Source organism: Bacillus cereus group sp. BceL220, from assembly GCF_051776965.1.
GTDB lineage: Bacteria > Bacillota > Bacilli > Bacillales > Bacillaceae_G > Bacillus_A > Bacillus_A cereus.
The window spans coordinates 351,106-375,091 of record NZ_JBPWBC010000001.1 but is presented as its reverse complement, the minus strand read 5'-3'; the positions used below and the strand labels follow the sequence as shown (position 1 = coordinate 375,091).

Below are 23,986 nucleotides of genomic sequence, written 5' to 3'. Positions count from 1 at the left end.
TAACGGTTATACATATAAGTGTATCATAGAAATATGAACAATAAACGACTAGGAGATTTCCCCCTAGCCGTTATTGTTCATATTAGCAGAAGCAAGCTGCTCCTACAATAATTAGCAAAATAAACAGTACAACAAGTAATGCGAACCCACCGCTAAAACCACAATCAACGTGACCCATAGTTTTTTGACCTCCTACATTGTTCTTACTACACTGTTATCATATGAAGTGGTGGGCATGATGACATAGGCATCGGTCTATTTTTAATTAAATTTCTTAAAAAGGTTGGATAGAACATGAGTATGCTCTATACTTATGTTGTTATAGAAAAAATGTGGTGGGATGCTTTGTGCAATATAATTTTAAAGTAGAGGCTTTTGAAGGGCCTTTAGATCTATTGTTACATTTAATACATCGTTATGAAATTGATATATATAATATTCCTGTAGCAGATATTACAGAGCAATATTTATCTTATGTGCATACGATGAAAGAACTGCAATTAGATGTTGCAAGTGAGTATTTAGTAATGGCCGCAACGTTATTACAAATTAAAAGTAAAATGTTGTTGCCGAAACATGAAGAAGATGTACTTGATAACGGTGATGATTTTATAGATGATCCTCGTCAAGAATTGATGGAGAGGTTAATTGAATATAAGAAATATAAGCAAGTTGCTACTGAGTTAAAAGAAAGAGAACAAGAAAGAGCACAGCTATATACACGTCCACCAATTGACTTTACATCGTTGCAACAAGAAGAAGAGACAAGCTTGCCTCTTGATGTTACGTTATATGATATGTTAGCGGCATTTCAAAAATTAATGCGCCGTAAAAAGGCAAAAAAACCTGTAACAACACGTATTACTCGTCAAGAAATACCAATTGAACAGCGAATGACTGATATTTTAAAGCAATTAAAAATAAAGGGTGGTCGCCAAAGTTTTCATGATTTGTTTGTTGATGATGAACGTGAAATAATGGTTGTGACATTTTTAGCAGTTCTGGAACTTATGAAAAATCAACAAATCATAATTGAGCAAGAACATAATTTTGATGAAATTTTCGTATCAAGCTCTAATAAATCTGCATAGAGCAAGTATATGAAATTGGGATAGAAACACTTTATCTCATGCTATGTTTTAATGTATCGTTTGGAGCAAGAGAAAAAATATTGAACCGAACGCATTGATTGTGATTCGGTTTTTTGATGTGTATTTTTATGGGAAAATAGAAGGAAGGAGCTCGTGAAATGGATAGGAAAGAACAAAAGTCAATTATTGAAGGCCTTTTATTTGTTTCTGGTGATGAAGGGATTTATCCAGAACAAATAGCGAAAGTTCTTGAAATTGAAATGAATGAAGTAATTAATATTTTAGAAGAAATGCAACAAGAATGTGAAGGTGCAAACCGTGGTTTGCAAATTGTACAGTATGCAAAAGTATATCGTTTTGCTACAAAGAAAGAACATGCTTCATATTATCAAAAATTAATAGATACACCAACAGCTGCTTCACTCTCACAAGCTGCCCTTGAAACGTTAGCGATTGTTGCATATCGTCAACCAATCACAAGGACTGAAATGGAAGAGATTAGAGGAGTTAAAACCGATAAGGCGTTACAAACGTTGGTTTCACATTTACTTATAAAAGAAATGGGAAGAGCAGAAGGACCAGGGCGTCCTATTTTATACGGAACAACAAAAGAATTTTTGGACACATTTGGATTGAAAACATTAGATGATTTACCGCCGCTTTCTGAAGAGAATGAACAAATGAATGAAGCGGATTTATTCTTCGGTTCCTTACAAGAGATATCGAAATAAAAGCTTAGCATTTTGCTAAGCTTTTTTTTGTATATCAATTATTTACAGTGCCATACTAAATGAAAAAAGGAGACGAGTTATGAGAGGTATGCGGATTATTCTATTATTAGTTTCTGTTTTATTATGTTTTTCTTTAAATAGCGCATCAGCTAAAAGGTATATGATGTCTATTCATACTACGTCTCCTTTACATATGCATCGGCAACATCTTAGTAAAATGAAAGTGAGCTTTTTAAAAGTGGGGCAAGGTGATGCAACACTTATCATAATGCCAAACGGACAAACAATGTTAATTGATGGAGGACCTTATGAAGCAGGAGAGGTTATTATTCAGAAATTAATTGAGAAAGGGATTAATCATTTAGATGTAATTGTCAGTACCCATCCTGATATGGATCATATAGGAGGGCTAATTCCAATTGTAGAGCAAATGCCGGTATCGCTTATATTAGATAGCGGAAAAACATATAGTTCTCTTACTTATCATACATATCGGAATAATATTAAAAAAAGAGGGATACCTTTCGTTTCAGTAAAGGAAGGACAATATATACCGCTGGATCCACATGTTTCTATACAAGTATTAAACAATGGGAAATCAAAAGATGAAAATAATGAATCCTCAATTGTTTTAAAGGTGCGATATGGAAAAGCGGATTTTTTATTAATGGGTGACGCGGATGTACGGACAGAACATGAAATATTAAAACAATTTGATGTACATGCAGATGTTTTAAAAGTGGGGCATCACGGCTCGTATACTTCAACAAGTGAAACGTTTATAAAAAAAGTGGAACCGCAGTTTGCTATTCTGTCTTACGGGAGTAGTAATCCGTATGGACATCCTCATCAAAGTGTAGTAAAACGCTTAAAAAGGCACGGTATAATGGTATATAGAACGAATAAACGTACAGTAGAAATAGAAACAGATGGTGAACATGTTATGTTAGAGTCTAGCGGGTTAATGCCATTGTTGAAGTGATTTCTATATTAGGGGTGGATACTGTCCCTTTTTGGAAAAATGAATAATATATATTATAATTATAAGGGACGTAAGAAATTTCCTTTTTTGTTGAATAAAAAGGAAATTTCATTAGAATGTATAGACAACTACTCGTGCATATATTAAGATGGAACTAGGCGAATAAGGTAATAATAACAAGTAGGTATTTCATGGGAAAGGATCGATGAAAATGAAAACGCAAATTGTCATCAATGCCAAAATTTACACAGGTCAAGAAATAGTGGAAAACGGATTTATCCGTTACGCAGAAACCATTAAAGAAATTGGTTTGATGGCTCAATATGTACCACAAGAAAATGAAACTGTTTTTGATGCTACAGGGAAGATTGTAATTCCAGGTATGATCGATGTTCATATTCATGGTGGATACGATATTGATGCGATGGATGCAAATAGCGATGGGTTAGTAACTCTAGGTAAAGAAATGTTAAAAGAAGGGGTTACAACTTACTTCCCGACAACAATGACACAAGCTCCAGAGGCAATTGAAGCAGCGCTAACTGCTGCGAAAGAAGCAAAAGAAAAAGGAGCGCATTTCGAATATATTCACTTAGAAGGACCTTATGTTTCAAAGAAACGTGCAGGTGCACAACCACTTGAACATATCGTTCCTGCAAATATTGAGCAATTTAAACAATGGCAAGAAGCAAGTGGGAATTTAATTAAATTAGTAACATATGCACCAGAAGAAGAGGGAGCATTAGAGTTTGAACAATATCTTGCTGAAACTGGTGTAGTGGGCACAATGGGGCATACAGATGCAATTGATGCGCAACTAAAAAATAGAAAGATTACACATGCGACACATTTATACAATCAAATGCGTGGATTACATCACCGTGAACCAGGAGTTGTTGGTCATGTGTTATTAAATCCAGATGTAATGGTTGAAGTAATTACAGATGGTATTCATATTCACCCTGATATGGTGAAATTAGCATATAAGTTAAAAGGACCGAAAAAAGTAAGTGTTATTACTGACGCAATGCGCGCAAAAGGTCTTGAAGATGGATTATATGAGCTTGGCGGACAGCCAGTACATGTAAAAGATGGTAGTGCTCGATTAGAAGATGGAACGTTAGCTGGTAGTATTCTAAAAATGGATCAAGCTTTCCGAAATGTAATTGAATTTACGGGTTGTTCAATCGAAGATGCAGTACTGATGACATCAGTTAACCAAGCAGAAGAGTTTGGATTAAATAATAAAGGTGCATTAGCAGTAGGAAAAGATGCAGACTTTGTTGTGATGAATGAAGATTTACAAGTATATGATACGGTTCGTTTAGGAATTCATATGAAGGAAGGGAAGTAATTAAATGAATATTCTTGTTGTAAAAACTCCAGAAGAACTAGCAGAAGCAGGTTATAAATTAATTGAAGAAGTTGTAAAAACAAAAGAAAATCCAACATTAGGAATGGCTACAGGAAGCTCTCCATTAGGTATTTATGCAGAAATGCGAAAAAATAAACTTGATACAAGCCGTGTAACCACTGTAAACTTAGATGAGTACGTAAATTTACCACATGAAGATAAAAACAGCTATCACTATTTCATGCAAGAACAGTTGTTTGATCATCTTCCATTTAAACAAACTTATGTACCAAACGGGATGGCAAGTGATTTAGAGGAAGAGTGCAAACGTTACGAGGGCATTCTAGCTGCTAACCCAGTTGACCTACAGATTCTTGGAATCGGTGAAAACGGTCACATCGGATTTAACGAGCCAGGAACACCGTTTAATTCTCCAACGAACATTGTTGAATTAACAGAATCTACACGCCAAGCAAACCTTCGCTTCTTCGAAAAAGAAGAAGATGTGCCAACTCATGCGATTACAATGGGAATTGGAAGCATTATGAAAGCGAAACAAGTTCTACTTGTAGCTATGGGTGCTAAAAAGGCAGAAGCTGTTAAAGAATTATTGCAAGGTGAATATAGTGAAGAGTGTCCGGCTACAGTTTTACAACGTCATCCGAATGTAACCGTAATCGCAGACCAAGAAGCTCTATCTTTATGCAGTGAGGCGATTGCTGATGAACATCGACAAGTATTCACCATTTCCGATCTATTATCAGATTCAAGAGTGGGTGAAACAGCTAATTGAGGACGGCGAATGGAAGCCGGGAGATAAAATCCCATCTGAGAATGAACTTTGTGATAAGTTCGAAGTGAGTCGTATGACAATCAGACAGGCGATTAATAATTTAGTGGAACAAGGCTATTTATATCGGAAGCGTGGAATTGGAACATTTGTCCAACTTCCGAAAGTGGAACAAAAATTGCAAGGGATGACGGGATTCACAGAAGACATGATTTCTCGTGGGATGAACCCAAGTAGTCAATTACTTAGTTTCCGCCTAGTTCCAGCTACTGCTAAAATAGCAGACCGGTTGAGAATACAGGAGGGGGAATCGGTTTATGAAGTGAGGCGTATTCGCTTAGCTGATGATGAACCGATTGCTTTTGAGACGACATATTTGTCGCCAGCTCTTGTAAAAGATATTAACGAAGAGATATTGCAACAATCTTTATATGAACATTTAGAGAAAAAACTGGGCTTTAAACTTGTTAGCGCTACTCAGTCAATTGAAGCTTCTGTTGCAACGGAAAATGAAGCTGAACATCTGCATATTCCTAAAAAGGCGCCTGTACTTGTAATGCGTCAATGGTCATATTCAGAAGGTGAGATACCGCTAGAGTACGTGAAATGTATTTATCGTGGAGATCGTTATAAATTTATTACGAATATTGCACGTAACAAATAGTATATTTCAGTTTGTGAAGTACAGTGGAAATGAAAATGGATAACATGTAAAGAAATAAAAATACGACTCATCCTTATAAGGAATGAGTCGTATTTTTATTATGAGCAATTACGTGGTTAACAGCATCTTTGACGTGATTTACTACATAGTGAGCGTGTTTTTTCACTGCATCATCGGCTTGCGACATAGCAAAACTGTGAGGAGTTAAAGAAAACATAGGAATATCATTGTAAGAATCCCCTATACAAGCAATTTCCTCAGGTTTTATTTGAAACTCATTTAATAAAACAGAAATGGCAGAGCCTTTACTAACATTCGGTGGCATTACATCTAAACATTGTTCTGCTGAGATGAAAGTACTAACTTTCCCGTGGAATTTTTCATCAATTTTTTTTTGAAGGAGTTGTAAGCTCTCCTTTGTTCCACCGACAGAAATTTTATTTGGGAAAATTGTATCATCAATCTTCTGTAGTAAGTTTGGTTCTTCAACAGAAGTCATTGTTACTTGTTGTTCAAGTTCTTGAATAAAAGGTGTTTTCTCTTCAATGTAATAATTATGCTCATCACTTACATAACGGAAATAAGGATTTTCATTCGTCATAGCTAACAAATCGGGAAGTATGCTGGAATCGAAAGTTGCAGATAATAGTTGTTTATTTTCATGTGTATATACAAAAACACCATTTACACTAATACGATGAAAATTTGTATTTACAGCTTTCATTAAGTCTGCAATTTCATTATCAAGTCTTCCGGAAGCGAAGCAAAGAATAACATTTTGCTCGGCGAGGCTGCGTAGTGCCGCAACATCTTGTTCATCAATAAGACCTCCGTGTTGCATCATTGTACCATCGATATCACTTACAAACATTTTAATCATGCTGTTATCTCCTTTCTATGTACAGTTGCTCTTACATTATACGCATCATATATAAACATGTCTAAAAAATGAATTTTTATTAAATGGCAGATGTTTTACATTGACGACAAAGAAGAATATTCTGTAACATAAAAGTAGGCTATTTAAGTACGAGGGTGGTGTTATATGAATAATTATCTAGAAATTAAAAAAGTTTTAAATAATAATGTCATCATTGCTAGCCATCCTGAACACGAGGAAGTAGTAGTGATTGGTAAAGGAATTGGATTTGGGAAAAAAGCGAAAGATGTATTGGAGCAAGAACAAATCGAAAAAATGTTTGTCTTAAAAAATGAACGTGATCGTGAACAATATAAATTATTAGTGCCGCATGTTAGTGAAAAATTAATTGAATTGATGAACGATATTATGCTGTACATTCAAGAAAAAGCGAAATCTCCACTAAATGAACATATTCATATTGCGTTAACAGATCATATTTCATTTGCAATTAAAAGGTTAAAACAAGGACTTACAATTGATAATCCTTTTTTAGTTGAAACAAAAATGCTCTATCCAGAGGAATATGAAATTGCGGAAGGTGTTGTAGAACTTTTAAATTCTCGTTTGCAAATTACATTGCCAGAAGGAGAAATTGGTTTTATTGCACTTCACATTTACAGTTCGCTTACAAATTCTGATTTATCTTCAGTTAATCAAAACTCCCGTCTGATTGCACAACTTGTATCTTTAATTGAGACAAACTTAGAAATTACATTAGATCAAGAGAGCATTCATTATTTACGCCTTATTCGTCATCTTCAATATGCTATTGAGAGGGTGAAAAAAGGAGAAAAAGTAGAAGAATCGCAAAGTTTTGCTGATTTATTAAAGGCGGAGTATCCAGTTTGCTATAACGTAGCTTGGAAGCTAGTTAAGGTCATGCAAAAAGAGTTGCAACTACCTGTATATGAAGCTGAAAGTATTTATTTAACGATGCACTTGCAACGCTTAGTCAAGGCAGAGCATGTGTAATAAGTCATATATTTTTGTCTAAAATGAAAACGTTAAAAAAAATGATTGAATCGCTTACAATAGTTATGTATAATAACTATTGCAAAGTTATACAAATTTCGACAAACACATTAAGGTGAGTAACGAAAACGTTTGCCTTAATTATAGTGAACTTATACGTAAACCTATTTTTGACACGTGTTACTGATTCGATCAGGCATGAGTGGAGAAAAGTAAGGAATGTAAGCTAGAGAAAGGGATATACTACCCTTTGTATAGCTATCGTTCTATCTTTTTTTCCTCATGTCTTTTTGGCGTTTGTCGGAAGGTATCAATATAGATAAGAGAGGAAGGGTTTCCATGTTTAAGAAGATCTTTGGTGTTCTTCAAAAAGTCGGAAAAGCGTTAATGCTTCCAGTAGCGATTTTACCGGCAGCAGGTATTTTACTTGGATTTGGTAATGCATTTCAAAATCCACAGTTAACAAATGTTATTCCTGCTTTAAAAGCAGATTGGTTCGTAATGGTTGCAAAAATTATGGAACAATCTGGTGATATTATTTTCGCTAACCTTGCATTATTATTCGCAGTTGGGGTAGCAATTGGTTTAGCTGGTGGAGATGGAGTAGCTGGTTTAGCAGCATTCGTCGGCTACTTAATTATGAACAAAACGATGAGTGTGTTCTTAGAAGTAGATAAGCTAGTGAAAGTAACAAGTTCTGGAGCAGACCCAGTAAAAATTGGATTTGCAGATCCAGCGTATGCAAACGTATTAGGTATTCCAACGCTACAAACAGGGGTATTTGGTGGTATTATCGTCGGTATAGTAGCGGCATATTGCTATAATAAATACTTCAACATTGAATTACCATCATACTTAGGTTTCTTTGCAGGTAAGCGTTTCGTACCGATCGCAACTGCAACATTCTCTTTAATAGTAGGTATTATCATGTGCTTCGTTTGGCCATACATTCAAGGTGGCTTAAACACGTTCTCACATCAAATGATTGATGCAAATAGAACAATCGCAGCATTTATATTCGGTTTAATTGAACGTTCATTAATTCCATTTGGACTACATCACATTTTCTATTCACCGTTCTGGTTCGAATTCGGTCAGTATACAAATGCAGCTGGCGAATTAATCCGTGGTGACCAAAAAATCTTTATGGCACAGTTAAAAGACGGTGTAGAATTAACAGCAGGTACATTTACAACTGGTAAGTATCCGTTCATGATGTTCGGTCTTCCAGCAGCAGCTTTAGCAATGTACCATGAAGCACGTCCAGAAAATAAAAAATTAGCAGCAGGTATTTTAGGTTCTGCAGCATTAACATCTTTCTTAACAGGTATTACAGAGCCACTTGAATTTTCATTCTTATTCGTAGCGCCAGTATTATTCGGAATTCACGCTGTATTTGCTGGTCTATCATTTATGACAATGCAAATTTTAGGTGTTAAAATTGGTATGACATTCTCTGGTGGTTTAATTGACTTCCTATTATTCGGTGTATTACCAGGCCGTACAGCATGGTGGTGGGTAATTATTGTTGGTCTTGTACTAGCAGTTATTTACTACTTCGGATTCCGCTTTGCAATCCGTAAATGGAATCTAAAAACACCTGGTCGTGAAGAGGCAAATGCGAATGACGGTGCAGGAAAAACAGAAGCAGGCGAACTTCCTCGTGAAGTATTAGTAGCACTTGGTGGTAAAGAAAACATTGCTTCTTTAGATGCTTGTATTACTCGTTTACGTGTTCAAGTTAACGAACAAAAGAATGTAAACAAAGACCGCTTAAAAGAACTTGGAGCAGCTGGTGTACTTGAAGTTGGAAATAACATTCAAGCTATTTTCGGACCGAAATCTGACACGTTAAAATCACAAATTCATGATATAATGTCAGGTCGTACACCTCATGTTGAAAAAGAAGAACCTGTAAAAGTGGAAGAAACTCCTCAAAAAGTTGATGAAAATGAAACAATTGTATCACCAATCGAAGGGAAAATCTTACCAATTACAGAAGTGCCTGACCAAGTATTCTCAGGAAAAATGATGGGAGACGGATTTGCAATTGAGCCAACTGAAGGAACAGTAGTTTCTCCAGTTAACGGTGAAATTGTCAATGTATTCCCTACAAAACATGCGATTGGTATTCAATCTGAAGGCGGAAAAGAAATTTTAATCCACTTTGGTATTGATACTGTAAAATTAAATGGTGAAGGATTCGAGGCACTTGTAGCACAAGGTGATAAAGTGAAGCAAGGCCAACCATTATTAAAAGTAGATCTTGCATTTGTAAAAGAAAATGCACCATCTATCATTACACCAATTGTATTTACAAACTTACAACAAGGGCAACAAGTCGAATTGAAAAAAGATGGAAATGTTAAGAAGGGCGAAACCGCTATTATTGACATTCAGTAGGAATTTGACGCAAAATGTTTATAATTATAATAGATGATGTAGTACTCACGTCTATACAACTAAAAAAACTGTAATTTAAAGGAGATAAATAATCATGGAAAAAATCTTTAAAGTAACTAGCGACTCAGGAATTCATGCTCGTCCAGCAACTCTACTTGTAAACACTGCAAGCAAATTCGGTTCTGACATTAACTTAGAGTATAACGGAAAGAACGTTAACTTAAAATCAATCATGGGCGTTATGTCTTTAGGCATTCAACAAAACGCAGAAATTAAAATCACTGCAAATGGTGATGATGCAGCTCAAGCACTAGCAGCTATCGAAGAAACTATGAAAAACGAAGGATTAGGAGAATAATGACTCTTAACATTCAAGGGATCGCTGCATCAAGTGGGATTGCTATTGCAAAGGCTTTCAGACTTGAAAATCCTGAATTTAACATCGAAAAGAAATCAATTACAAACGAAGCTGCAGAAATTGCACGCTTAGACGCTGCGCTTGAGAAAGCAAAAACTGAATTAGAAGCTATTAAGGACCACGCATTTGCTGAGCTAGGTGCTGACAAAGCTGCGATCTTTGAAGCACATTTATTAGTGTTAAATGATCCAGAACTAGTAAACCCAGTAAAAGATAAAGTAAATAGCGAAAAAGTAAATGCTGAATTTGCAATGGATGAAGTTGCATCAATGTTTATTTCTATGTTTGAAAACATGGATAATGAATATATGAAAGAACGTGCTGCGGACATTCGTGACGTAACAAAACGCGTTCTTGCACATTTACTAGGAATTAACTTCTCAAATCCTGGTACAATTTCTGAAGAGGTAATCATTATTGCTGAAGATTTAACACCATCTGATACAGCTCAGTTAAACCGTAAGTATGCAAAAGGTTTCACTACTGATATCGGTGGACGTACATCTCACTCTGCAATTATGGCTCGTTCTATGGAAATTCCAGCTGTTGTTGGTACGAAAGTTGTTATGGAGAAAATCCAAAACGGCGATATCGTTATCATTGACGGTTTAGATGGAGAAGTAATTGTAAACCCATCAGAAGAAACTCTTCGTTCGTTTGAAGAAAAGAAAGCGAAATTTGAAGAGCAAAAAACTGAATGGGCAAAATTAAAAGACCAAGCTACTGTAACAAGTGATGGACATCACGTTGAGCTTGTTGCAAATATCGGAACACCAAATGATGTACAAGGTATTATCGATAATGGCGGAGAAGGCGTTGGCTTATACCGTACAGAATTCTTATACATGGGTCGTGACAATCTTCCAACAGAAGAAGAGCAGTTCGAAGCGTATAAAGCAGTTCTTGAAGGTGTAAAAGAAGGTCAACCAGTCGTTGTTCGTACACTTGACATCGGTGGAGATAAAGAGCTTCCATACTTACATTTACCAAAAGAAATGAACCCATTCTTAGGATACCGTGCAATTCGCTTATGTCTTGATGAGCAAGATGTGTTCCGTACACAACTTCGTGCATTACTTCGTGCTAGCGTATACGGTAACTTAAAAATTATGTTCCCAATGATTGCAACTCTTGATGAGTTCCGTCAAGCAAAAGCAATTTTATTAGAAGAGAAAGCGAAACTTGTAGAAGCGGGTACAACTGTTTCTGATTCTATTGAAGTTGGTATGATGGTTGAAATCCCAGCTTCAGCTGTATTAGCAGATCAATTCGCGAAAGAAGTTGACTTCTTCTCTATCGGAACAAATGATTTAATCCAATACACAATGGCTGCAGACCGTATGAACGAACAAGTATCATACTTATACCAACCATATAACCCATCTATTTTACGTCTTGTAAAAATGGTTATCGATGCTGCTCATAAAGAAGGCAAATGGGCTGGTATGTGTGGTGAGATGGCAGGCGATTCACTTGCTATCCCATTATTATTAGGATTAGGTTTAGATGAGTTCAGTATGAGTGCAACATCTATTCTTCCTGCAAGAACACAGCTAAGCAAGTTGTCAAAAGCAGAAATGGAAACATTAGCAGAAAAAGCATTAATGATGTCAACTGCTGAAGAAGTTGTTGAACTAGTTAAAAGCATATAATCAATAAAAAAACCTGAGTCGATTTGAAATCGGTCTCAGGTTTTTTCTATGAGAAAAGTAAATCTTATTTGCTTACTATCGAGGATAAGAGACAGAATTAGATAGCGATTGCAACGATATCAGTTGGGCATACACGTAAAATGCCATTAAAAGTATTACGTTGACGGTTCTTATCATCTTTGTTGTCGTCTTTATTATCTTTATCATTATTGTTACGAGCTAAAGCAGAGAAAAGAGCAACACCGTTAGCGAAACCTTCAAAAATTACATTGTTGAAAGATCCGATACCTTTAATGCTTAAAAGAGAAAGTTCTGTTCCAACTGAAATGCTAGCAAGTACGTTACATACAGCTGGTTGTTGTGGTCTAACTACTTCTCTCTCTTTCTCTTTCTCATGATGTCTGCACTCTCTTTCATGATGATGACAGTCTCTAAAGTTATCACAGCATCCAAATGATCCAAACATAATCCTCATCACCCCCTTCACACTTATAATCTATGTAAGTTCGGTAGTGAGTGACTGGACAGAGAGTGGAATTTTTTCTAGGGGATTTTCTCATTTTAAATGACTAGCTGGGTGTTTAGTATGGAATGATGTTTAAAATAGGGGAAATATAACAAAAAATGTAAAAACCACCAAAATAAATGAAATAGGTAGCCTTTACACTTTTTTACTTTTATATAAAACGATGATATATACAGGAAGAGCTAGGAGTAGTGGTACAATGGATCGTGCAGTATGTTTTTCTGATTCTAATTGGAATGCTTCTTCTTTTGGGAATTGTAAAATGGAGATGTTTGCGGCATCACCAATAAAATATAGAAGCAGTACAGTTACTATGTAACATAAAAGTGCGATAAAGCTTCCGTATGAACTCAATGAAAATCCCTCTCTTGTTATCTATTTGTTATCATTGTATCACAATTGTAACAAAAACACACGGGTATATTTCAACACCTAAACAAAATTCGACACAAAACGTCAAGTTTATTTATGATAAGGGAATAGAATATAGTTTTCCATAAGTATAAATGTCGAATGATTTGTAGTAATATTACAAAAGTATGACAGGGAATAAAAAAACGAAGGCAATGTAGTTACCTTCGTTTTTTATTATTTTGCCCACTCACTCACTTGCTCTACGCTCATACGAGGTGCGGGGTGGCCTTTTAAAGTTGATTCACCAATTGTAATAAGCATAATTGGAACGTAACGAGATGAAACGTTAAATTCGTCTGTCAGTGCTTGTGGATTGAAGCCACCAATAGCACAAGTATCCCAACCAGTTGCTTTAGCTGCAAGCATAAGTTGCATTGCTGCTAAAGATGCATTTGAAAAGGCAGCATCTCTTGGGAATTGTTCACGAGCATATGCAGATTCAATATTTTTAGCTAAGCGTTCTTTTGCTTCTTCTTTCATAAATCCTTGTTCTACAATTGGACCATATACTGGCTCAACATTTTTATAAGCTTCTAAATCACCTAAAATAGCGACTACTGCAGAAGCATCAAGAATTTGTTGTTGGTTATAAGCTATTGGGTGTAATCGTTTTTGTACATCTTCACCTTGAAAAACAAGGAATTTCCAGTGTTGCAAGTTCCAAGCGGAAGGTGCTTGTGCTGCGGCTTTTAAAATCTCATGTAATTCTGTAGATGAGATTTCTTTATTTGGGTTGAATGCACGTGTAGATGTGCGTTCATATAGAACGTTAAAAAAGTTGTCGTTTGTCATTGTATATCCTCCAAATTGTATATCGAATTATTTTCAAAAAAATAATATACACTACTTACATTTTGTAAGTTATCGAATTTAAGAATATAATATCTTTATTTTAATTGTCAAGTTTTAAAAATAAGCTAGGGCATTCATACAAACGATACAATTCCTACAATCATACACTAAAAAAGGAATTTATAGAGTGAAAAGCGAAGATAACATTCTCAATTAGCTTGTTAATATGTATCTCTCACAAATTAAAGTTTATTGGAGAACAGTCTTTTAAAAAAGTTTGTGAGGAATTCAGTAGAACAAGATATATGAAGTGAGTGAAGACTAGTGATGAACATACTACATTTTTTATTAGAGAATACGGTTTTCCAAAATGTGTTACAAGATCTGCAGTTAAATGTCCTTTATATAGAAAATGGATGTAAGCATCAACAAACGGTAGAAAATATCCATCCAAAATGTATGTTTATAGCAAATAGTTTTGAAGAGGGCGAACTATTATTTCAAAGAACGAAACCACACATTATCATTACGTATGTAACAGATTATTCTCAAATAAAATATATAAAGAATATGTATACTCCGCACAGTACATTCATTGTCATTTGGGATCAACAAATAACAAAAGAATTCACAGATGTACTTGCATTAGGAATACGTAATATTGTAATAGCTCCTGTAACTCCGCAAGCAGTGTTAGAGGAAGTGAATAAGAGTTTGTATCAACTTTCTTTAGTAAGGCAAGTCGGTTTGCAGCAGGAATTGCTTCAAACGATGTTTGATTTTCAAAATGATCTATTATTTATAGTAGAAGATGATGAGATTGTTGATTGTAATACAAATTTTTTAGCTTTTTTTGGATATGAAAATTTGTTTGCCTATCGTGAGCAACATTTAGTATTTGCTGAACATTTTATTAGAGAAAGTGGATACTATTCGACGACGCATGATATAACATGGTTAGACGATACTTTATCAAGTGGTAGAAGAATTAAGATGCTAAATTATGAAGGGGTAGTATCCACTTTTTTATTACGTGCGACACCATTGCCAGAAGATTTATCAAGATTTATTGTAAAGTGCACGGAAATTACAGAATTAGATGAAATCTATCAAGAGCAAGAAAGACTTGCTATGGTAGATTCATTGACAGAGATTTATAATCGTTTAAAGTTTCAACAAATACTAGAGGTAGAGTGGGAAAAGGTAATACGTAGTGATGAGAAAATAGCTATCATTTTATTTGATATAGATAATTTTAAAACGGTTAATGACACATATGGTCATGATTTTGGTGATTTGGCATTAATACAACTTGCAGAGCTTATGAAATCTAAAGTGGAGCAACAACATGTATTTGCAAGATGGGGAGGAGAAGAATTCATTATATTAGTGACAAATACAGTAGAAAAGGAAGCATTTCAAGTTGCGGAGTCATTACGATTCTTCATTGAAACAAAGCAATTCACTGGAATTTCGAAGCTAACAGCTAGCTTTGGAGTTGCGTTATATGAACAAGGAACTACAAGAGAAGAATTAATGCAACGAGCGGACATTGCATTATATGAAGCGAAAAAAAATGGGAAGAATCAAGTATGTGTGTATAGAAAAGAAAAAATGTAATTTTTCGCAACAAATTGTTGCGATTTTTTTTTATTGTTTGATAATAGAATAGGGGGACAATTTTTAGCGAAGGAATTATGGAGGATCAATATGATAAAAAAAGTAATGGTGATGGCTTCACTGTCTGCTATAGTTGGCGGCGGAGTATACTATTTTCTTGTTAGCCCCAATATAAAGGAAAACACTGTATTAACAACTAAAGTGAATCCTACTATTGAATCAGAAGTACAAGGGAATATAGAAGAAAAAGAAGAGCAACAAATTGATTATGCTAGCATATCTCAAAAATTAGATCAATATTTAGTCGGAAAGCAATTTAATGGAACAGTTTTGGTAACAGATAAAGAGCGTGTTATATTGAATAAAGGATATGGGTATGCTGATGTTCAAAATAAAATAGAAAATACGCCTCAAACAAAATATCGTATTGGTTCTATTACGAAAACAGTTGTTGCCACATCTATTTTACAGTTGCAAGAACAAGGTAAATTGAATATTCAAGATAATGTAAATAAATATATTCCTTCATTTCCGGAGAATAAAAATATTACACTATATCATTTATTAACCCATACCTCTGGTTTACCTGAACATGCGAAAGGAAATGTGAATGCTGCTTCCCGTTTACAGTTAATTAATTGGATTGGACGTCAAAATTTAGAATTTCCTGCAGGAACAGGTTGGAGATATACAGATTATAATTATATGGTTCTTGCTTATATAATAGAACATATCTCGAAAAAACCTTTAGGAGATTACATAAAAGAAAACATATTTGTAAAAGCAGATATGCATGAATCCGGTATGGGAAATATGGTACCTGGGGATAAAAATTTTACAAAGGGTTATGTGAAAAAAAATCAAGAGCTTGTACCAGCGCAGAAGTTAGGCATGGATTGGCTATATGGTTGTGGTGAGATGTATACGACAGTTGGAGATATGAAGAAGTTAGACGAAGCAATTATAAATGGAAAACTTCTTTCTGAACAAAGTATACAAGCAATGTTTTCGCCTTCAGCAGAACGGAAATATGCATTTAGTTTTTATATATATCCAGATTATTTTCATAATCATGGTGTATTATCTGGTTGGAACACTTTCAATAATTTTAATAAAGAAAAAGGAATTTTTGTTATGTTATTTTCAAATGTAAAAAATAGTATGGATGATGACTTTAATAAAGAGTTCCGAAAGATGGTAAATGATTTATTAGAACAAAGGGGATGAGAAAATGGAACATAAAACTTTATCAATAGGTTTCATTGGTATTGGCGTAATGGGAAAAAGTATGGTTTATCACTTAATGCAAGATGGTCATAAAGTATATGTATATAATAGAACGAAAGCAAAAACAGATTCTTTAGTGCAAGATGGTGCACAATGGTGTGATACGCCAAAAGAGTTAGTGAAGCAAGTTGATATTGTAATGACAATGGTTGGATATCCACATGATGTAGAAGAAGTGTATTTTGGTATAGAAGGAATTATAGAACATGCAAAAGAAGGTACGATAGCAATTGACTTTACGACATCTACACCTACTTTAGCAAAACGTATTAATGAAGTTGCAAAAAGCAAAAATATATATACGTTAGATGCACCTGTCTCAGGAGGAGATGTTGGTGCGAAAGAAGCAAAACTCGCAATTATGGTAGGTGGAGAGAAAGAAATATATGATAGATGCTTACCTTTACTTGAAAAGTTAGGAACAAACATTCAATTACAAGGACCAGCTGGGAGTGGACAACATACAAAAATGTGCAATCAAATTGCGATTGCTTCCAATATGATTGGAGTATGTGAGGCTGTTGCTTACGCGAAGAAGGCTGGATTGAATCCAGATAAAGTGTTAGAGAGTATTTCAACAGGGGCAGCAGGTAGTTGGTCATTAAGTAATTTAGCTCCTCGAATGTTAAAAGGAGACTTTGAGCCAGGATTTTATGTAAAGCATTTTATGAAAGATATGAAAATTGCTTTAGAGGAAGCAGAAAAATTACAATTACCAGTCCCAGGCTTAAGTTTGGCGAAAGAATTGTATGAAGAGTTAATTAAGGATGGCGAAGAAAATAGTGGAACACAAGTATTATATAAAAAATATATAAGGGGGTAAACGAGGTGGACCTTCAAAAGTTTGATGAGATGATTGATACTGTACAGCGAGCTACTTGTATGCAAATTAATGAAAAACAAAAAGAAGCTTTTAAACAAAAATATGATTTTGAACCAGACTTTGAATATGGAAGAGATGAGAAGGGGCATTATGTAATTCGAACCTCTAAAAAGATGTTAGAAGAAATGGAGTTTTATTTGGCATTGAAATATGATCGTGATGGAGTGGATCTTTATATGCAAGCTGAGATTGACGGTATATTTCATGTATCTGTTAGCTATGGTGAAGATGCCCTACATCTACAAGAATTGTTTCAATTTCTAGAAGAAAATAAATAAAAGTCCTCATTTGAGGACTTTTATTTATTTAGTCATTATAAGTTAGAAGCGCGGCGACATCGTTCAACCGGGAATGGGATAATTTGTGCGATGTGATTAGGACCAAATTGTTTTGTACGAGCATGGCGTATTATATAAAAAGCACACAGAATTGAAACAGGAATAGCGCCGAATAAACCAAATAATAAAGCGCTTACACAAGATGCAACAAATCCTAAAACACCAATTTCTAACTCTTCCATAATAGCTCCTAAAATAACAGGAAATGCTCCACATGTAACTCCAAGTATAAGTGCGATAAGTAAGCTCATGATTATCCCCCTCTGTTTGCGATATTATTTTCCTTCTTAGTTAATTGTAGTATATCACATGTAAAACAGAATTTTCAGAAAAATTTCAATAAATGTTCGAAAAATACACTTGAAAAATCAAGACGTTAAATTTGTGATGAAATGGTACTTTTGAGTAAATAAAAAATCAGGCTTATTTCAAAAGTGAAATAAGCCTGTTCCATAGGAGGATGTATATATGTAGAGTGAATAAAAGTTTGGAAAAGGGGATCCAAGTCCTTTTATTCAACTAACTACCTTAATAGATTGGAACCCAGCCTTCAGTTGTCACAAAAATACGAATAGCTACAACTTGACGATCATCTTGCAAGGTAAAATAATGTCTTGCATTTTCTGGAACAGATATTAGATCGCCTGGCTCAAGTTCAACATCAAAGAATTTCCCATCTTTGCCTTCAATAGCGAAAATGCCATGACCACTGACGATAAAGCGGACTTCGTCGTCTGTATGATGATGTTCTTTTTGGAAATTAATTAATAATTCGTCAAGGTTAGGTGTGCTATTTGAAAGTGAAATTACATCATGTGCTTTATAACCTCGACGTGCTGAAACATCAGCGATTTCTTTTGAAAAAACAGCTAATATTTCAGCTTTGTTTTCATCTGTTAAAGAATAATTTTCATTTAAATGAGTAGGAAGTTTAGAAATATTCCATTTCTCATATAAAACGCCTTCCTCTTGTAGAAATTTAGATACTTCCACTTCATTTTCAATACGAGTATTTACTTCATGAATACGAATTTGCGCCATTAGAAACGCCTCCTTGAATTGATAATAGTTTTATATGAAATTGGAATAAAAACTCATAAGCTTCTAATCTCTTCTTTGCATCAAAGCTATCTCGGCCCCATACGGTAATACCGTGGTTACGGATTAATACCGCTCCCGAATCACCTTGTATATGCTTTCGGAAGTTTTCTCCAAGCGTTGGGATATGGGCATGGTTTTCGATAATAGGAATGTGAATTGTTGCACCTTCTTCCCAAATATCGAGAGCTTTAATAATTTCTTGATTTTGAAGGGTAACTGCATCACTATATAAATTTGTGATGACATTATTATCAGTTGTATGAACATGAAGTACGCACCCGGCATTCGTATTGTTATAAATATGTGTATGCAATATTGTTTCTGCTGAAGGGCGTAATTCAGTCTCTAAAACGGGAACTCCTACATGATCTACTAATAGAAAATCATCTGGAGTGGTTTTTGTTTTATCTTTACCGCTTGCTGTAATGAGAAAAGTAAGTGGCTCATGACTAACTTTTATAGAAATATTACCACTTGTTGCTGGGAACCAATTTCGAGTTGTTAATTCTTTTTTTATCTCGCTTAAGTCATACCATTGACGAAAAAGTTGTTTCATGATTTCACCTCCAACAAATGTTTTAATTCATTTTGAATATCATGGAATGTTTCAAACGGTGTATAAGCAATATAATTCTCTTCACACTTTGTAATAAGGAAGTCACGAGCAAATACTTTATCTGCTTGTTTCGCAGCTTGTAAATCAGTAATTGAATCTCCAATCACAATATGGAAGTCATTCGTATCACTTAATTTTCGGATGAGTGATGATTTACATAATCCGCAATGATTTTGACAATGATGATCACAAGGATGAGGCCAATTCACCGTAATGTATTCATTTGAAAAATCTGTTTCATTACAGTAAATTTGCTCTTTTGGAATGAGTCCTTGTAAGAGTGGATAGACGAAGAAATCCATTCCACCTGATATAACGTAAAAAGAAATGTTATTTTCATTTACAAATTGTATAAATTCATGAAAACCATTACGAATTTCAGCAGTTTCTATTAAAAATTGAATAATTTCATCGTGCAGATGAGTAGGTATTAATCGAAATAATTGAGAAACACCTTCTTGAATAGATAGCTCTTGTGATAAAATTCTATTCTTTACTTCTTCAGCTTCTGGTGGTGCGAATTTTTCCATAATGGACATAATGTTATCATTATTTGTAATCGTGCCATCGAAATCACAAAATACTTGAATACTCATAATTTCACCTCATGAGAGGGATTTCCCCATATTTGTAGTGCACTATGCAAATTTATGTCATCTACTTCATGGAGTGGTTTATTTTGCAAAGTAGCATCAATTGCAGTACGGAAAGCTTTACCACCGCCTTGCGCTCCATTTGGATGTCCATGTATCCCGCCGCCAGCATTAATAACAACATCTTTACCGAAATCTCGTACAATAAAGGGAACGAAACCAGGGTGAATACCAGCAGATGGAACAGAAAAGCTCTTCTTGAAAAATGCATCGTCTTCAGTTAAATATTTTGAGATAGCAAGAGCTTCCTCTTTTTCTAGCGCAACACTTCCGTATGGAGATGGGAATAATGAAAAGTCAGCCCCAGCATAGCGTAGTAGCTTTCCGAGTAATAATGGAGATGAAATTCCATATAACTTAGATGCTGAATAAGCACCACTTACAGCAGGGTGTGCCATAATAGGAACTGGGATTTCATCATCTTCTGCAAGTGATTGCAGTACATCTAGTCCGTAAGCAAATACGTTAAATAATAGAATATCAGCTCCAGCTTGCACTGCACGTTTCGCATTTTCTTTTAAATCAAAAGTTCGTCCTGTTAAATTTACGGCATATAACGTTTTATGTCCGTATGTTTCATATACGGATTGTAAAACTTCTTTTCCAGATACAATGCGTTTCGTAAGTGGTGTTAATGCATTTTCAAATAATATTTCATCATCTTTTACTATATCTACACCACCACTTGCTTGATCACGTAATTGCGTTTTTAAATACCCAATATTTCGTCCAATCATTCCTTTAAAAATACTCATTAAAAGGGGACGATCATGCACTTGTAAAAGGTTTCGAATCCCATCTATCCCGAATTTTGGACCAGGAAAATGTTCTTTCAATTCTTCTGAAAAAGTTAAGTCAATTAATTTTACTTCGCCATCAAGGGATAGCTTTCCAAATGTAGTCGTTAAAATTGCTGGTAAATCTGGACTGAAGTTTAATAACGGATATTCGATTTTAATAATTCCGCGTTTTACTTTTTTACGTAAATATGAATTCGTATGTTCATGTTCAGCTAATTCCTCAATATGAATGACGTTGCCTTTATGTTGCTTTAATTGTTCTTGCAATAATTGTGGCAAATGAGTCCAAGAGCCAATTGTTAAACCAAGTGCAATTTGCTCAGCCTTTTTTTCTAAGTTATGTGAATCATCATGGATTAAATACGTCGCTATAATTCCGCTCATTGTTATAACCTCCTAGTTAAATAAAAAAACCTCTCAGCTAAGGAGAGGTTTTTTTACAACCAGCTCCTTATCTGTCAGCATAATGCTGCGAGAATTAGCACCGTGTCTACGATTGTAGATCGGTTGCCGGGTTTCGTCGGGCTCGTCCCTCCACCTGCTCTTGATAAGAAGTATTTAGAAATGTTTAAATTTTTAAGATAACTGAATTTTGTCAGATATTTTTCATGTTGTCAATTACTTTTTGAAAAAATTTAATTTATCAATTCGATTAATGGCTTCTCGTAATCTATCTTCTGTATGCAAGAGACCAACACGGACATACCCTTCGCCATGTTCACCAAATCCAACACCAGGAGCAACTGCAACATGTGCTTTTTCTAGTAAAATATCAGCAAATTGCTCAGAGGTATATCCTTTTGGAACAGGAAGCCATGCAAAGAATGACCCTGTTGGAATGTCTACATTCCAACCAATTGATTGACAAGCCGAAATAAGAGCGTTTCGTCGAGATTCGTAACTATTTACAAGGTCTATTACGCAAGACTGTGAACTTAATAGTGCTTCGCGGGCAGCATCTTGAACTGCACCAAAAATACTAACATACATATGATCTTGTAATAAGTTAATGGTTTCAATGACACTTTCATTCCCTACTGCAAAAGCAATACGCCATCCAGCCATATTGAAAGTTTTCGATAGAGTGTAAATTTCAATACCTGTATTTTTAGCACCGTCTGCTTGCAAGAAACTAACAGGTTTTTGACCATCAAATCCGATAGCGCCGTAAGCAAAATCATGAACGACTAATATATTATGTTTATTAGCAAAATGAATAGTTGCATCAAAAAAATCTTTTGATGCAGTAGCACCTGTAGGGTTATTTGGATAGTTTAAAAACATTAACTTTGCCCGTTCAGCGATAGAGTCGTCAATTTTTTTATAATCCGGTAAAAAATGATTTTCTGCAATAAGCGGCATGGTTTCAAAGTGTGCCTTTGCTAAGGCAACCCCAGATAAATAATCTGGATAGCCTGGATCTGGAACGAGAATCGTATCACCAGGGTTTGTAAAACAAATTGGTAATTCTACTAATCCAGCCTTTCCACCAAACAATATAGCAACTTCAGTTTTCGGATTTACTACTACATCATATTCACGTTGATAGAATGTTGCCACGGCTTCTTTTAAACTTTCATGTCCGCGAAATGGCGGATATTTATGATGAATGGTCTTTTCGGCAGCATCTTGTAAAGCTTTTACGATATGCTGCGGTGTTGGTTGATCTGGATTACCTTGACCTAGATTAATAACATCATGACCAGCTGCAACGACTTTGTTAACTTTTGCAACAAGTGAAGCGAAAAATTGTGTTGGCAATGATGTTACTATCTCAGAAGGTTGAAATAATTTCATACTTTCCACCTCTTTTGAAAGTTGTTACAATTCTAGTGACAAATGATATAATCTTTCCAGTATTTTGTAAAGAAAAAAATAAGAATGGGGCTGAAAAAATGAAAGTCGCATGTATTCAAATGGATATTGTTTTTGGAGATGTAGAAAAAAATATTGAGAATGCTAAAAATAAAACAAGCGAAGCTATGAAGGAAAGGCCAGATGTTATCGTCTTACCAGAACTATGGACAACAGGATATGATTTAACGAGACTTTCTGAAATTGCAGATAGGGATGGAGTGGAAACGAAAGAAAAGTTAATAGAATGGGCGAAGCAATATGATGTACATATTGTTGGTGGTTCTATAGCAAAGCAAACAGAGCAAGGCGTTACAAATACGATGTATGTTGTAAATAATGAAGGACAGCTAGTCAACGAATATAGTAAAGTACATTTATTTCAGCTTATGGATGAACATAAATATTTAATAGCCGGTAATGGTACGGGCGAATTTAAGCTGGATGATGTTGAATGCGCTGGAACAATTTGTTATGATATTCGTTTTCCAGAGTGGATGCGTGTCCATACTGCTAAAGGGGCAAAAGTATTATTTGTTGTAGCTGAATGGCCATTAGTTCGTTTAGCACATTGGCGTTTGCTATTGCAAGCAAGAGCAGTTGAAAATCAGTGTTATGTTGTTGCATGTAATAGAGCAGGAAAGGATCCAAATAATGTATTTGCGGGTCATTCTTTAATTGTGGACCCTTGGGGTGAAGTTGTAGTAGAGGCGAATGAAGAGGAATCAATTTTATTTGGAGAGCTTGAATTCGAGAAAATTAAAGAAGTACGTAAAGGAATTCCAGTTTTTGCGGATCGCCGTCCAGAATTATACAAATAAAATGTTGACAAGTGATTTTTATTCTTGGTATAGTCTTCAACATAAAGTTAAAAATTCAAAAAATTATACAACTCTTATCAAGAGCAGGTGGAGGGATTTGGCCCGATGAAGCCCAGCAACCGACCGTAATACCATTGTGAAATGGGGCGTTTATTACGCCAAAAGGCACGGTGCTAATTCCAGCAGAAAGTAAAACTTTCTGGCAGATAAGAGGGGAGAAGATAAACTTCAAACCTCTTTCTTAGTGGAAAGAGGTTTTTCTATGTTAGAAAAACCTCTGAATTTAAAAAGGGGGAGAAGAC

General features: G+C 35.0%; 26 protein-coding genes and 2 riboswitches. Of the genes, 15 read left to right on the top strand and 11 right to left on the bottom strand.

Annotated elements, in window-relative coordinates; all coding sequences use genetic code 11:
- Positions 1-82: 82 nt before the first annotated feature.
- Positions 83-178, bottom strand: a complete 96-nt coding sequence (locus ACS2FK_RS01905; protein ID WP_000510194.1) for a YjcZ family sporulation protein — start codon at positions 176-178, stop codon at positions 83-85.
- Between the two features lie 169 nt (positions 179-347).
- Here ACS2FK_RS01905 and scpA point away from each other — a divergent pair, with 169 nt between their 5' ends.
- From scpA to ACS2FK_RS01875, 6 genes are all read left to right on the top strand, one after another.
- Positions 348-1,091 carry a segregation/condensation protein A gene (gene scpA, locus ACS2FK_RS01900; protein WP_001199751.1) on the top strand — a complete coding sequence of 248 codons (744 nt, stop codon included), beginning with the start codon at positions 348-350 and terminating at the stop codon, positions 1,089-1,091.
- 158 nt (positions 1,092-1,249) lie between these two features.
- Complete coding sequence (gene scpB, locus ACS2FK_RS01895) at positions 1,250-1,822, top strand: segregation/condensation protein ScpB (RefSeq protein WP_000375171.1); 573 nt, start codon at positions 1,250-1,252, stop codon at positions 1,820-1,822.
- A 79-nt stretch (positions 1,823-1,901) separates the two neighbouring features.
- Positions 1,902-2,804, top strand: a complete 903-nt coding sequence (locus ACS2FK_RS01890; RefSeq protein ID WP_001214828.1) for a ComEC/Rec2 family competence protein — start codon at positions 1,902-1,904, stop codon at positions 2,802-2,804.
- A gap of 211 nt (positions 2,805-3,015) precedes the next feature.
- Entirely contained in the window at positions 3,016-4,158 is a 1,143-nt protein-coding gene (gene nagA, locus ACS2FK_RS01885; protein ID WP_063549368.1) for an N-acetylglucosamine-6-phosphate deacetylase, read from the top strand.
- Positions 4,159-4,162: 4 nt separating this feature from the next.
- A complete protein-coding gene (gene nagB / locus ACS2FK_RS01880; protein WP_016077280.1) occupies positions 4,163-4,951 on the top strand; it encodes a glucosamine-6-phosphate deaminase in 789 nt (262 codons plus the stop codon).
- The gene (locus tag ACS2FK_RS01875) at positions 4,881-5,612 is read left to right on the top strand and encodes a GntR family transcriptional regulator (protein ID WP_014894892.1); all 732 of its coding nucleotides are present in this window, start codon (positions 4,881-4,883) and stop codon (positions 5,610-5,612) included. Before nagB ends, ACS2FK_RS01875 begins: the two co-directional genes overlap by 71 nt.
- Positions 5,613-5,685: 73 nt before the next feature.
- Here ACS2FK_RS01875 and ACS2FK_RS01870 read toward each other — a convergent pair whose 3' ends face one another.
- Positions 5,686-6,492 (bottom strand): Cof-type HAD-IIB family hydrolase, encoded by an 807-nt coding sequence (locus ACS2FK_RS01870; protein ID WP_000594250.1) that lies wholly within the window; start codon positions 6,490-6,492, stop codon positions 5,686-5,688.
- A 165-nt stretch (positions 6,493-6,657) separates the two neighbouring features.
- On the opposite strand from ACS2FK_RS01870, the gene glcT reads away from it, so the two are divergent.
- The 4 genes from glcT (at position 6,658) to ptsP (ending at position 11,979) form a co-directional block, all read left to right on the top strand.
- Positions 6,658-7,506, top strand: coding sequence for a glucose PTS transporter transcription antiterminator GlcT (glcT, locus tag ACS2FK_RS01865; RefSeq protein WP_001067322.1), 849 nt, complete (start codon positions 6,658-6,660; stop codon positions 7,504-7,506).
- Positions 7,507-7,845: 339 nt separating this feature from the next.
- A complete protein-coding gene (ptsG, locus tag ACS2FK_RS01860; protein WP_061659903.1) occupies positions 7,846-9,909 on the top strand; it encodes a PTS glucose transporter subunit IIABC in 2,064 nt (687 codons plus the stop codon).
- 94 nt (positions 9,910-10,003) lie between these two features.
- Positions 10,004-10,267: a phosphocarrier protein HPr gene (gene ptsH / locus ACS2FK_RS01855; RefSeq protein WP_000411080.1), complete on the top strand. Its 264-nt coding sequence runs from the start codon at positions 10,004-10,006 to the stop codon at positions 10,265-10,267.
- Positions 10,267-11,979 (top strand): phosphoenolpyruvate--protein phosphotransferase, encoded by a 1,713-nt coding sequence (ptsP, locus tag ACS2FK_RS01850; RefSeq protein ID WP_000174216.1) that lies wholly within the window; start codon positions 10,267-10,269, stop codon positions 11,977-11,979. The genes ptsH and ptsP overlap by 1 nt, the downstream gene beginning before the upstream one ends.
- A 97-nt stretch (positions 11,980-12,076) precedes the next feature.
- Here ptsP and ACS2FK_RS01845 read toward each other — a convergent pair whose 3' ends face one another.
- The 3 genes from ACS2FK_RS01845 to ACS2FK_RS01835 form a co-directional block, all read right to left on the bottom strand.
- Entirely contained in the window at positions 12,077-12,445 is a 369-nt protein-coding gene (locus tag ACS2FK_RS01845; RefSeq protein WP_063548558.1) for a DUF3915 family protein, read from the bottom strand.
- 195 nt (positions 12,446-12,640) lie between these two features.
- The gene (locus ACS2FK_RS01840; RefSeq protein WP_000100485.1) at positions 12,641-12,859 is read right to left on the bottom strand and encodes a hypothetical protein; all 219 of its coding nucleotides are present in this window, start codon (positions 12,857-12,859) and stop codon (positions 12,641-12,643) included.
- A 234-nt stretch (positions 12,860-13,093) separates the two neighbouring features.
- Positions 13,094-13,711, bottom strand: a complete 618-nt coding sequence (locus tag ACS2FK_RS01835; RefSeq protein WP_000180387.1) for a nitroreductase family protein — start codon at positions 13,709-13,711, stop codon at positions 13,094-13,096.
- Positions 13,712-14,038: 327 nt separating this feature from the next.
- Between ACS2FK_RS01835 and ACS2FK_RS01830 the strand changes: the two genes are divergently transcribed.
- The 4 genes from ACS2FK_RS01830 (at position 14,039) to ACS2FK_RS01815 (ending at position 17,779) form a co-directional block, all read left to right on the top strand.
- Positions 14,039-15,331, top strand: a complete 1,293-nt coding sequence (locus ACS2FK_RS01830) for a GGDEF domain-containing protein (RefSeq protein ID WP_001023187.1) — start codon at positions 14,039-14,041, stop codon at positions 15,329-15,331.
- A 90-nt stretch (positions 15,332-15,421) separates the two neighbouring features.
- Positions 15,422-16,558, top strand: a complete 1,137-nt coding sequence (locus ACS2FK_RS01825; protein WP_000592902.1) for a serine hydrolase — start codon at positions 15,422-15,424, stop codon at positions 16,556-16,558.
- Positions 16,559-16,562: 4 nt separating this feature from the next.
- Entirely contained in the window at positions 16,563-17,441 is an 879-nt protein-coding gene (locus ACS2FK_RS01820) for an NAD(P)-dependent oxidoreductase (protein WP_000400437.1), read from the top strand.
- 5 nt (positions 17,442-17,446) lie between these two features.
- Positions 17,447-17,779, top strand: a complete 333-nt coding sequence (locus ACS2FK_RS01815) for a DUF3909 family protein (protein ID WP_000365617.1) — start codon at positions 17,447-17,449, stop codon at positions 17,777-17,779.
- Between the two features lie 35 nt (positions 17,780-17,814).
- Here ACS2FK_RS01815 and ACS2FK_RS01810 read toward each other — a convergent pair whose 3' ends face one another.
- The 6 genes from ACS2FK_RS01810 to ACS2FK_RS01785 form a co-directional block, all read right to left on the bottom strand.
- Positions 17,815-18,090 (bottom strand): hypothetical protein, encoded by a 276-nt coding sequence (locus ACS2FK_RS01810; protein WP_000054659.1) that lies wholly within the window; start codon positions 18,088-18,090, stop codon positions 17,815-17,817.
- Positions 18,091-18,367: 277 nt separating this feature from the next.
- Positions 18,368-18,880 carry a 1,2-dihydroxy-3-keto-5-methylthiopentene dioxygenase gene (locus tag ACS2FK_RS01805; RefSeq protein WP_000057317.1) on the bottom strand — a complete coding sequence of 171 codons (513 nt, stop codon included), beginning with the start codon at positions 18,878-18,880 and terminating at the stop codon, positions 18,368-18,370.
- Positions 18,858-19,496: a methylthioribulose 1-phosphate dehydratase gene (locus tag ACS2FK_RS01800; RefSeq protein WP_000811341.1), complete on the bottom strand. Its 639-nt coding sequence runs from the start codon at positions 19,494-19,496 to the stop codon at positions 18,858-18,860. Before ACS2FK_RS01800 ends, ACS2FK_RS01805 begins: the two co-directional genes overlap by 23 nt.
- On the bottom strand, positions 19,493-20,152 hold the full coding sequence (gene mtnX / locus ACS2FK_RS01795; RefSeq protein WP_000027487.1) for a 2-hydroxy-3-keto-5-methylthiopentenyl-1-phosphate phosphatase: 660 nt from the start codon (positions 20,150-20,152) through the stop codon (positions 19,493-19,495). Before mtnX ends, ACS2FK_RS01800 begins: the two co-directional genes overlap by 4 nt.
- Positions 20,149-21,393: a 2,3-diketo-5-methylthiopentyl-1-phosphate enolase gene (gene mtnW, locus ACS2FK_RS01790; RefSeq protein WP_000014203.1), complete on the bottom strand. Its 1,245-nt coding sequence runs from the start codon at positions 21,391-21,393 to the stop codon at positions 20,149-20,151. Before mtnW ends, mtnX begins: the two co-directional genes overlap by 4 nt.
- A gap of 64 nt (positions 21,394-21,457) precedes the next feature.
- A riboswitch (SAM riboswitch) is annotated at positions 21,458-21,563 on the bottom strand.
- 64 nt (positions 21,564-21,627) lie between these two features.
- Positions 21,628-22,806 carry a pyridoxal phosphate-dependent aminotransferase gene (locus ACS2FK_RS01785; RefSeq protein WP_063548555.1) on the bottom strand — a complete coding sequence of 393 codons (1,179 nt, stop codon included), beginning with the start codon at positions 22,804-22,806 and terminating at the stop codon, positions 21,628-21,630.
- A 14-nt stretch (positions 22,807-22,820) separates the two neighbouring features.
- Here ACS2FK_RS01785 and ACS2FK_RS01780 point away from each other — a divergent pair, with 14 nt between their 5' ends.
- Positions 22,821-23,684: a carbon-nitrogen family hydrolase gene (locus ACS2FK_RS01780; RefSeq protein ID WP_063549366.1), complete on the top strand. Its 864-nt coding sequence runs from the start codon at positions 22,821-22,823 to the stop codon at positions 23,682-23,684.
- 71 nt (positions 23,685-23,755) lie between these two features.
- Positions 23,756-23,897: riboswitch (SAM riboswitch) on the top strand.
- Positions 23,898-23,986 lie beyond the last annotated feature (89 nt).